This window comes from Natrialba chahannaoensis JCM 10990 (genome assembly GCF_000337135.1).
Lineage (GTDB): Archaea > Halobacteriota > Halobacteria > Halobacteriales > Natrialbaceae > Natrialba > Natrialba chahannaoensis.
On the sequence record NZ_AOIN01000048.1, the window covers coordinates 1 to 9,557 of the forward strand.

The 9,557-nt window shown below is 59.0% G+C and carries 11 protein-coding genes and 1 pseudogene; 6 read left to right on the forward strand and 6 right to left on the reverse strand.

The window, feature by feature from the left end:
• Positions 1 to 387 precede the first annotated feature (387 nt).
• Positions 388 to 702 (reverse strand): hypothetical protein, encoded by a 315-nt coding sequence (locus tag C482_RS08535; protein WP_049896578.1) that lies wholly within the window; start codon positions 700 to 702, stop codon positions 388 to 390.
• A gap of 203 nt (positions 703 to 905) precedes the next feature.
• Here C482_RS08535 and C482_RS08540 point away from each other — a divergent pair, with 203 nt between their 5' ends.
• The 3 genes from C482_RS08540 (at position 906) to C482_RS08550 (ending at position 3,100) form a co-directional block, all read left to right on the forward strand.
• A complete protein-coding gene (locus C482_RS08540) occupies positions 906 to 1,877 on the forward strand; it encodes a deoxyhypusine synthase (RefSeq protein WP_006167139.1) in 972 nt (323 codons plus the stop codon).
• A 75-nt stretch (positions 1,878 to 1,952) separates the two neighbouring features.
• Positions 1,953 to 2,402, forward strand: a complete 450-nt coding sequence (locus tag C482_RS08545; RefSeq protein WP_006167140.1) for a pyridoxamine 5'-phosphate oxidase family protein — start codon at positions 1,953 to 1,955, stop codon at positions 2,400 to 2,402.
• A 53-nt stretch (positions 2,403 to 2,455) separates the two neighbouring features.
• Positions 2,456 to 3,100 (forward strand): helix-turn-helix domain-containing protein, encoded by a 645-nt coding sequence (locus C482_RS08550; protein ID WP_006167141.1) that lies wholly within the window; start codon positions 2,456 to 2,458, stop codon positions 3,098 to 3,100.
• Positions 3,101 to 3,182: 82 nt separating this feature from the next.
• On the opposite strand, the gene C482_RS08555 is transcribed toward C482_RS08550, so the two are convergent.
• The 3 genes from C482_RS08555 to C482_RS08565 all read right to left on the reverse strand — a co-directional run bounded on the left by C482_RS08555 (position 3,183) and on the right by C482_RS08565 (position 4,988).
• On the reverse strand, positions 3,183 to 3,926 hold the full coding sequence (locus tag C482_RS08555; RefSeq protein ID WP_006167142.1) for a class I SAM-dependent methyltransferase: 744 nt from the start codon (positions 3,924 to 3,926) through the stop codon (positions 3,183 to 3,185).
• Positions 3,927 to 4,052: 126 nt separating this feature from the next.
• On the reverse strand, positions 4,053 to 4,469 hold the full coding sequence (locus C482_RS08560; RefSeq protein ID WP_006167143.1) for a universal stress protein: 417 nt from the start codon (positions 4,467 to 4,469) through the stop codon (positions 4,053 to 4,055).
• Positions 4,470 to 4,532: 63 nt separating this feature from the next.
• A complete protein-coding gene (locus C482_RS08565) occupies positions 4,533 to 4,988 on the reverse strand; it encodes a universal stress protein (RefSeq protein WP_006167144.1) in 456 nt (151 codons plus the stop codon).
• A gap of 198 nt (positions 4,989 to 5,186) precedes the next feature.
• On the opposite strand from C482_RS08565, the gene C482_RS08570 reads away from it, so the two are divergent.
• Positions 5,187 to 5,636, forward strand: a complete 450-nt coding sequence (locus tag C482_RS08570; RefSeq protein WP_006167145.1) for a universal stress protein — start codon at positions 5,187 to 5,189, stop codon at positions 5,634 to 5,636.
• A 177-nt stretch (positions 5,637 to 5,813) separates the two neighbouring features.
• Here the strand turns inward: C482_RS08570 and C482_RS08575 are convergent, their stop codons facing one another.
• On the reverse strand, positions 5,814 to 6,260 hold the full coding sequence (locus tag C482_RS08575; RefSeq protein ID WP_006167146.1) for a hypothetical protein: 447 nt from the start codon (positions 6,258 to 6,260) through the stop codon (positions 5,814 to 5,816).
• Between the two features lie 141 nt (positions 6,261 to 6,401).
• Here C482_RS08575 and C482_RS08580 point away from each other — a divergent pair.
• Positions 6,402 to 7,254: pseudogene (locus tag C482_RS08580) on the forward strand (universal stress protein).
• Positions 7,255 to 7,351: 97 nt separating this feature from the next.
• Here C482_RS08580 and C482_RS08585 read toward each other — a convergent pair.
• Positions 7,352 to 8,623 (reverse strand): DUF6498-containing protein, encoded by a 1,272-nt coding sequence (locus C482_RS08585; RefSeq protein ID WP_006167148.1) that lies wholly within the window; start codon positions 8,621 to 8,623, stop codon positions 7,352 to 7,354.
• 303 nt (positions 8,624 to 8,926) lie between these two features.
• On the opposite strand from C482_RS08585, the gene C482_RS08590 reads away from it, so the two are divergent.
• The gene (locus tag C482_RS08590) at positions 8,927 to 9,367 is read left to right on the forward strand and encodes a CBS domain-containing protein (protein ID WP_006167149.1); all 441 of its coding nucleotides are present in this window, start codon (positions 8,927 to 8,929) and stop codon (positions 9,365 to 9,367) included.
• Positions 9,368 to 9,557: the final 190 nt, after the last annotated feature.

Genomic DNA, 9,557 nt, shown 5'->3' on the forward strand with positions numbered 1-9,557 from the left:
AGACAGGTGGACGCCTGGACTACACGTACACACGGTCTCATCTGCACGCCGGTAGACGGCCGGCCTGCATTGACCCTTCCCACTCACGCTTACGCGGAGTGGTGCATCAGTTCTTTGTTGGGATCAAATCGTTGTGCTGTCCACTACTTAAGCACACGGATTCGGTCTCCCCGAGTGACGCGCTCACAGACGGCGAGATTGGGAACTCATGACGGATCATACACAGTCAGCCAACTGAAAAAGCACCAGATGTAATCGGATCCGACATACCCAGTAAAACAGCATTCATCGCCGGGTGTACTCGACTCGAGTACCACCCAGAATCCGCCCACACAATTACGGTCACGCAACGATGTTGACAGCGTTACACGACCCCGCTGTCCCTCCTTACGCCGATCGAAGATTGTTGAGTTTGTATCTCGTCGTCCCGTGTGGACGGTGCACAACAAGTTCGTATCCAGCATCGGTTTGTTCAAGTTCACCCGTAAGTTCGCCAGGGTTGCCAGGGTTGAGTGACGCCGGTGAGTTCTCGAGTGTGAATCCCAGGAGGCTGGTACTCCCGCGAACGCGGTCGGGGGTGTGCGCCGTGGCATGAATGAGATCGCCGTTCTGTTTGATGTCGATCTTTCCCGTCAGCTCCCAGGTGTCGCCGCTGTACTGGACTCGTTCGCCCTCGAGTGCTGGGAAGTGCTGTTCGACCATACGGTAGGCACACGAGCGGGGAGTATAGTCGTTTGCCGTGAGGTTGTTTGCCGTCGGGGGTTCGCCGCAGGAAGTGTTTGCCATAGGGGTGTTTGCTGTAGGAGTTGTTTTCAATAGGGAGTTGCTGTGGGGTGTTACGGGAAGAGCAAAGACTGCGAACGGAAGCCGGGTGATTCAAACCGACCAAGCCCATCTGTAGGGATATGACCGACGATTCACGCGATCACGTAGTTCCCGGGAGCGAGGAAGAGTTAGCGAGTGCGGACGTGCGCGGGTACGATTTCCGTGGCGAGTTCGACTTCGGTGAGTTACTGGAAACGTACGCAACGACAGGGTTCCAGGCAACACAGCTCGCCGAAGGAATAGAAATTGCCGAGAAGATGCGGGAGAACGACGCGACGGTCTATCTCACGTTCACCTCGAATATCATCTCCTCCGGTCTTCGAGAGGTCGTCGCCGCGCTCGTTCGGAAGGGGTACGTCGACGTGATCATCACCACGTCCGGCTCACTCACCGAGGACGTGATCAAGACGGAAAAGCCGTTCAAGATGGGGGAGTGGGACGCAGACGAAGCGGAACTGCGCGAGCGCGGAATCAACCGCCTCGGGAACATCTACGTTCCCTCGGATCGGTACGTCTGGCTCGAGGAGTACCTCTATGACTTCTTCGACGACTTCTTCGCGGACGAGAAGATTCGGACGCCGACGGCGTTCGCCCGTGAACTCGGCGAGACGCTCGGCGACGAGGATTCGGTACTAAAACAGGCCGCCGACAACGACGTTCCCGTCTACTGTCCCGCGCTTACGGACGCCGAGGTCGGGAACTTCCTCTACTATTACCGACAGGGCTACGACTCGGATGTCGGCATCGAGATTCTCGATGACTACGACTCGCTGATCGAGGACGGACTGCTGTCCGACGAAACAGGTCTCATCGCGGTCGGCGGCGGCGTGCCGAAACACCACGCGATCATGACGAACCTCTTCCGTGGCGGTGCTGACCACGCAATCTACATTTCGACCGGCATGGAAGGCGATGGCTCGCTCTCCGGCGCACCGCCGAACGAAGCAGTCTCCTGGGGCAAAATCAAGGACGAGGAGAAGACGAACTACACGCTCATCGAAGCGGAAGCGACGCTCGTCTTCCCACTACTGGTTGCGGCGGCGTTCAACTAACAGCGAACAGCGAGCAGGACCCACACCACGAACCGGCTGGCGAGTATTTTCTTGCTGGAGCGCGAAGGCTACCCTATGCAGGGGATTCGGTGGCTCCAACTGACCGACGACGAGCGAGACGAGTTCCTCGGCCGTGGCGGCACAGGTGTCCTGTCGTTCGCGACCGACAGCGACGAACCGCCGGTTTCGATTCCAGTCTCGTATGGCTACAGCGAGGAAGAGTCCGTCCTCTACTTCCAACTCTCGTTCGCGCCCGGAAGCAGAAAACACGATCTGGTCGACCGACGCGTCTCGTTCGTCGTTCACGACGAGACAGCAGCGGGGTGGCGAAGCGTCGTTGCAACGGGACAGTTAGCCGAACTCAGCAACGAGCCCTACGAGTCCGCAGTCGTGCAAGGGATGTGGGCGATCGATCTCCCCCACGTAGATATCTTCGAACAGCCGCGAGAAGACGTGACCTTCGAGAACTACTATCTCGATCCCGACCGGATTACTGGTCGGAAAGAGGTGTCCACAGAGTCGTGACTGTCACGAACAGTATCGGGTATTTATTGCGGTAGTCAGCGTGGAGCCACGCAATGAAATCCGTGCGTGTCTCGCTGGGCCACGACGGGGAGACAGCCGCACCACTTCTCGAACAGGTCTACTCCTCATCAGATATCGAGCGCGAGGTGATCCTTGGTGGACAGACAGCCGACGGCGTCGAGACGATCACCTCGTTCGTCGACGGCGATCCCGACGCCTACGAATCGATTCTCGAGACGCTTGACACCGTACTCGAGTACGACATCACACAGACGAGCGACGGCTTCTTTCTCTACCTTCGTCGAGAGCTCGACGCGGACGGACTGTCGCTGCTTGGTGCGCTCTCCCGAGAGACCGTCGTTATCGTACCGCCGATCGAAATTCGGTCGGATCGCACGATCCGGTTGACCGTCGTTGGCCATCCGCCAGATCTCGCGAGCGTACTCGAGGACCTTTCAGATGGCGTCACAGTCGATGTCCTGTGGGCGAGCAATCGCGTGACGATGGCTGGTGGAGCGGTCTCCGATCGGCAGGTGACGGCGCTCCAGGTGGCACGAGAGCTTGGGTTCTACGAGGTGCCACGGCGAAACGGCATCGAAGCGGTGGCCGACGAACTCGACTGTGCGGTGTCGACGGCCTCGGAGTTACTCCGGCGGGGGGAGTCAAATGCGGTCGAGTACGTGCTCGATAGCACCTGATAGTACCCGCTACCGCTCTCGATAACGTCCGATAGCACCCGGTGACACGTACTTCAACTACCGTCTGGTGTGGGGGAAATCGTTACTGATCCGTCGGTTCGGGGCCGCTGTGATCAGCCTCGAAATCAGAACCAGCTCGTCGGCAGAGCATCGTGTAGGCAGTTCCGCCGACTGCCGTCTCGATGAGGTCGCACTCTTCGAAGGTGTAGCGGAGCGATCCGGGAACATCGTTCGCCGGGTTCCAGTTTGCGTACCAGCGGAAGAATCGCCAGATGAGCGGATTCAGCAGTCGAAGGGGACCACTCGGCGTCGGTCTGACGTCAACGACGGCGAGTCGGCCGCCCGGAACGAGCAGCCGACGACTATTCTCGACTGTCCTGTGGGCATCCGGCATCACGCCCAGTGAAAGTGTCGCGACGGCGGCGTCGAACGGCTCGTCGAAGTCGACGGTCGTCGCGTCTGCCTGGTGAACCGCGACGTTCTCCCAGCCGTGGCGGTCGATACGATCTCGTGCGTTGGCGACCATCGCGGGACTGTAGTCAACGGCGACGAGTTCCCCGTCAGAGCCGATCTGTGACCGAATATGCTCGAAGTTCACGCCGGGCCCGCAACCAATATCGAGAACCCGATCACCGGCCTGGAGATCGAGTCGGTCGATCGCCCGCTCCCGTATCGGCTCGAAATCGCGCTCGCTCATGCTATACCAGTCGCTCCAACGGTCCCACACCCGTTGGCTTCGTTCGAGGTGCGCCGTGTAGCGCTGGGTACTCGAGCCGTCGGCGGTCCCGTTCCCGCGTGCCCGAACGTCCCGTGAATCAGCGTCCATACTCGAGTATCGACGAGAACGTGCGAGTAGCTGCTGGCGAAATGTATCGTGTGTTTATAACTGCCTCTGTCGCTGAGCAAGATCTCCAAGGTATAGTACATCGTCTCGAACGGCTGGCTGTTGGGGTCAGCGAACGACGGTTACCGGACAAGGAGCGCGCCGAACGACCTGCTCGGCAACGCTTCCGAGAAGAACCCGTGATGCGCCGGTTCGGCCGTGACTGCCAATGATGATGTGGTCAATATCCTCATCGGTTGCGACGGAGACAATGTCACGTGCTGGGAAGCCGATGATCGACTCCGTCTGGACGGAACAATCATGCTCTGCCGCCAGTTCACTCGCGCGGTCGAACAGGTCCGCGGCAGCCTGTTGTTTTGATTCGAGTATTGACTCGTATGCGTACAGTGCCTCGTCACCGTACATGCCGGCTCTGGGATTGATGATGTGCAGGAGGGTTACGGTGTCACCAGCGTAGGTCTCGGCGGCGTGTTCGACGGCTTTCATCGCTGGATCTGAGTCATCGATTGGGACGAGAACAGACATAGAGTTATCTCAACGACGAACAGGAAAAAGCTACGTACGGCTGTTGGCTTGGTTTCGTTCGCCTCAGGCCGCGTCTTCAACCGGTGTTTTGACGATCGTCACCGGTCGCTCGGCGTGTGTCGCCACACGTTCTGCAACACTGCCAAGGAGTTGGCGGTACTCGCCCGAGCGGTTCTTCGACCCAACAACCGTGAGGTCGATATCCGCCTCATCGATGTAGGTGAGAATCTCCTCGTGGGGAACGCCGTGTCGGATCTCCGTCACCGTCTCGACGTCAGCAGTTGCTGCTGCATCGGAGACCTCCGCAACTGCGTTCTCGCCGGCCTGCTCGAGTGCCGACTCAAGGCCTTCGAACTCGTGGACGTACTCGTCACTTGGGTAGGAACTGTACGCCTCAGCGTCGACCACGTAGAGGATGTGCAGTTCGGCGTCGTACCGTTGGGCCGCATCGATCGCGTGTGCGATCGCACGGTCGACACCGGGACTCATGTCTGTCGGAAGCAGCAAGCGGTCGTACATCGTAAGTAGAGTGATGGGGAGAAGTGAAAAAGTCGTTGTGGGGATTCCTGTCCCACGATAGGGTGTGGAACTATAACCACTACCACTACCGCTACCACTATACCACCACTACCACTACCATCTCCCCCCACATAGTCGAGCGGCCACCCGTGCTCAGCGCCACCCGTGTTTATGCTGTTCTGCAGGGAATATTAACCCATGTACGACCACATCCTCGTTCCGACCGACGGCAGCGAGTTCGCAACCGACGCCGCCGAGACAGCCTTCGATCTCGCGGCGACACTCGAGTGCCCCGTCGCAATCGTCTGTGTCGTCGAACTCGGACCGCTGGGCTCGGTTCGGTTCCCAGGCGAGGAGTCGAACGCAGCCGAAACGCTGACCGAGCGGGCGGAGTCGTTCGTCGCCGAACTCGAGTCGGCGGCGACCGATCGTGGAATCGAGACGACGACAGCGGTTCGAACGGGGACACCGGTACACGAGATTCTGGAGTACGCAGGTGAGATCGACGCAGATCTCATCGTCATGGGGACGAGAGGACGTGGTGGAATCGGACGAATGATGCTTGGGAGCGTCACGGACGGGGTGACGCGCCATAGTTCGACAGACGTGCTCGTCGTTGGTGATGAGCGTGTTGGAGGCGGAGAGTGAACGTGGCGGGTGGCGACTAGCCGACGAACGAGGCGGACAGACTATCTCCGGGACGGACGACCGGGATGGAAGCCGCCTGTTGCTGGATCACATCTCGAACGATCACACCCAGAACGGAGGCCAATCCGCGAAAGACGACGGCACCAATGAGAGCCGCACTGACACCCGTGGCCGAAGCTACCGGTCCCGGTCGCTGGAAGCCGTATCACTGCTGGCTGTGACGACCGCATGCGACCGCCGGCCCAGTCCCCACCCAAAGAGCGCGAGACCGACAAAGATACCGACCCCCTGCATCACGTGCGCCGCTGGCACCTGCTCCGGCGAGAACCCCCAGGCATCGAGGCCGAGACTCAGCAACAGCGAGACGAGAAACGCTGCTAGTCCGAAATCTGCTGCACGCATATTCGGGAGTTGCTCTGGAGATGAGATGAGCCGACCGATCGCGTAGAAAACGATGGTGTACGGCACCCACCCAAGAACGAGGAACAACAGCGCACGCGATGCATCACCTGCGAGCAGCGCTTGCGGAACGAGTCCGACGTAGACGATCGCAGCAACGAGTGCACACCCGCCGAGCACGAGAACGGGACGAATCGACCCTGTCCGGGAGTTCGTACTCTCCATCGATGACTACGTAGACTGTATCGTTCGTGATGAATGTACCGCACAGAGAGACAGGGTATCGTGGAGAGAGAATTTGGGAATCGGACAACGCCGGCAAGGACACGGCAGGATATGATAGCCATAGAACGCGAACGAGACGATATGGAATCCCGTACATCAGCCCCCGACGAGACACTACTGCTACCGGTGGCAAACGAAGAAACGGTCGAGCGGTTGCTGGAAACGGCGATAGACATCGCTGCCGAGCGGTCATTACGATTGCTCGTTATTCACGTCGTTGCCGTGCCGGACCAGTTACCCCTTGACGCTGGTCACCGACTTCTGGATGACAGCGACGAGCAACTGCTCGCAGACGCAGCAGCGATCGCGTCCGAACACGGTGTTCCGGTCGACCAACGGGTGCGATTCGCACGGAGCGTCACGAGCGGAATCCTCGGTGCGATCGAGAAGGAAAACGTCGAACTGACGCTGCTGGGCTGGCGCGGTCGACCGCCACGACAGAACGTCATTCTGGGAAGCTACATCGACGTTGTGCTTCGGAAAGCCACGTGTGACGTGCTCGTCAAGCGGATTCAGACACCCCAGCCAGATATCGACTCGATTCTGGTTCCCATCGCCGGCGGACCACACGAGGGCCTTGCACTCGAGGCGGCAAGTGCGCTCGCCAGCCAACACGATGCGGTCGTGCACCTGCTCCACGTTCGCTCCGAAACCGACCCAGAGCGAAGCGATGGGGACGCAAACACGCTCCTGCTGCTGTCTCTTATACACATTTCTGAGCGNAGATGTGTATAAGAGACAGATTACAGACCGGACCACAGAGCACGATATTACGATTCTTGGCGTCTCACGCGGCGGACTCATTCGCCGGACGCTGCTCGGTACAACTTCGGAAGCCGTCGGCCGGCACGCGAGCGGGACGGTACTCCTGGCAAAGCGATACGACCCCGTCCCCTCTCGTATTCGCCGACTCGTTCGGCGAGTGACTCGGTGATCACCCGCCGATCGAGAAACTGCTGACTACAACCGACGAGCAATTACGACGAACGATTACCACGAACGACGAACTGTACACTGCCGCGAAACAGCAACTACAGTCGATTACCGAGGCCCAACGCATCGAGTACTGGTGCGGCGTCTGAGACGAGTGCAACGGTGACCGGGTGGGTTGCATCCGGATCAGGAGCCGGAATCTCGGCAGACCCAATCGGTGCCGAAATCCGCGGAGAGTTCTGCTCGACTCGGGACTCGAGTGTCATCGTCTCAGTGCCCCCGATTCGATCGACGACAGTTGGCGACGCAGAAACACCCGTGATCGACCAGCGCTCGAGTCGCGCCTGCGGTTCGTCGAGGACGGTGTCGTAGACGACAATTGTGTCGTCGTAGCACCGGTACTCGAGTGTCCCCACGTGGAGATAGCGGACGGCAGCACGAAGTGCCATGAATACACCCAGAAGTGCTAGCCCGGCCGCAGTCAGTACCGGTGCGCCAAACAGGCCAGTGAGAGCGAGGAGCACCAAGAGGAACCCAACTGTACTGAACAGGTACAGGAAACCGTGAAACAGCGCATCGGCAAGCGCTGCAGGGCGTGCAGGACGAACGCGGACTGTCGGGTCTTCAGGTGGGATGGTCACAGATTCGAACAGGTGTTCCGTATCGGGGCTGCCGTAAATACGTGTGAACCACCCGCGGCGGTCGGGGTCGGACGAAATGTGCCACGCACGGAGGTCAGCACCGAACTTGCCGAGGAAGACAACTGTCACGAGTGTATAATCGCCGACGAATGGTGGCTCAGTGTTGCCGGTGACTGCAGCAGTGAGGACGATACTAACGACGAGTATACCCACTGCGAGGAGTTGCTGTGTCTGGTCGAGTGCTACGGTTCGCGAGGAGTGTTGTTCGTACCCACGATCCCGGAAGTACCCGCGCCACGTATCGACTCCACGAACGAGAAACACGACCAGTCCACCAAGGAGTATCCAGCCCAGTTGCGTGGGAGTGAGATCTGGATACGGAAGGACCCAGAGAACAGCCGAGAGGACACCGAGCATCACGCTGTTGAGGAAGCCAACAAAGATGGTCGGTATATTTCGGGGATAGATTGGGGGAAGGGAATCCAGAAGGGAAATCCCACCGCGTTTCTGGGCCAGTGTTCCAAAGATTCGGCCCGCTCGCTGTTGAAGCATCGGCGGTCGTTTTTCGGCGAAGGGCATCTTGCACAGCGTCCAAAACACCGTCGCCCAGATGTCGAGGACGAGGACACCAAGGAAAATTGTCGTAGACCAGTCGAACAGGACGAAGCCAGCGAGTGGGATAAGATTCGCCCAGAGAATCGCAAGCAGGTGACGGCGAAAGTCGGTCACAGGGAGTCAGTGACACTATCCGATAGCACCTATTTAATTATAACCGTTTGAAGTGTTTGAGGGATAGAATAGCAACCCGGAGTCGAGTGTATAGCCACCGGGAAGCAACGCTACCGTCACCAATGTTCAGAGAGACGCGGAGCGCCATCTCGTATGGCTCTGCCGGTGGGATTGCGTTGAACTCGTGTTCCCGTACTCCGCAGTTGCGTCGATGACGGGTCACAGATTCGGCTCCATGTCGCTCGCCCGCCAGAACGGCAACAACAGTTAGGAACGACTCAGCCCAATGTGTGACAGATTCAGATGTGCGCACGCGTCGCAGAGATCATGACGGACGATGTCGTCGCCGTCGAACAAACGACGACACTCGAGGCCGTTGCGCGCCAGATGCTTGGGCGGGATATCGGGAGCGTCGTGATCACGGCAGACTCGACACCGTACGGCATTATCACGGAGTCGGATATCGTGTCGGCGGCCTACCAGTCGGGTCGCCCGTTGGCAGACATTCCAACCAAACGCGTTGCGAGCCATCCGCTCGTGACGATCGAACCGAATCGGTCGATCAGGCTGGCGATCAAACGAATGCAAGACGAGCGGATCAAGAAGCTCGTCGTGGTCGATGGACTTGAGATACAGGGCATCATCACGATGCAGGACCTAATCGATCACTACGACTATCTCTCCGAAAAGCTACAAACCGTTCGCGACCAGCGGCAACGTGACCCGTCGTGGCCGCGGCGATAAGTCCTTGCTGACACGAGCGGGAGTAAGGACAGAACATGATGGTGATGCCCGACTGGGCGTTCATTTTCTGGAGATAGATAGGCTGGATCGGTTGCGTAGACACGAGTGTGTCATAGAAAGCGTCACGTACGAAGCAGCAGGGTGCGCGAAGTGTGTCCAACACAAGCGCAACCCTGCAAGACGTAGCTTC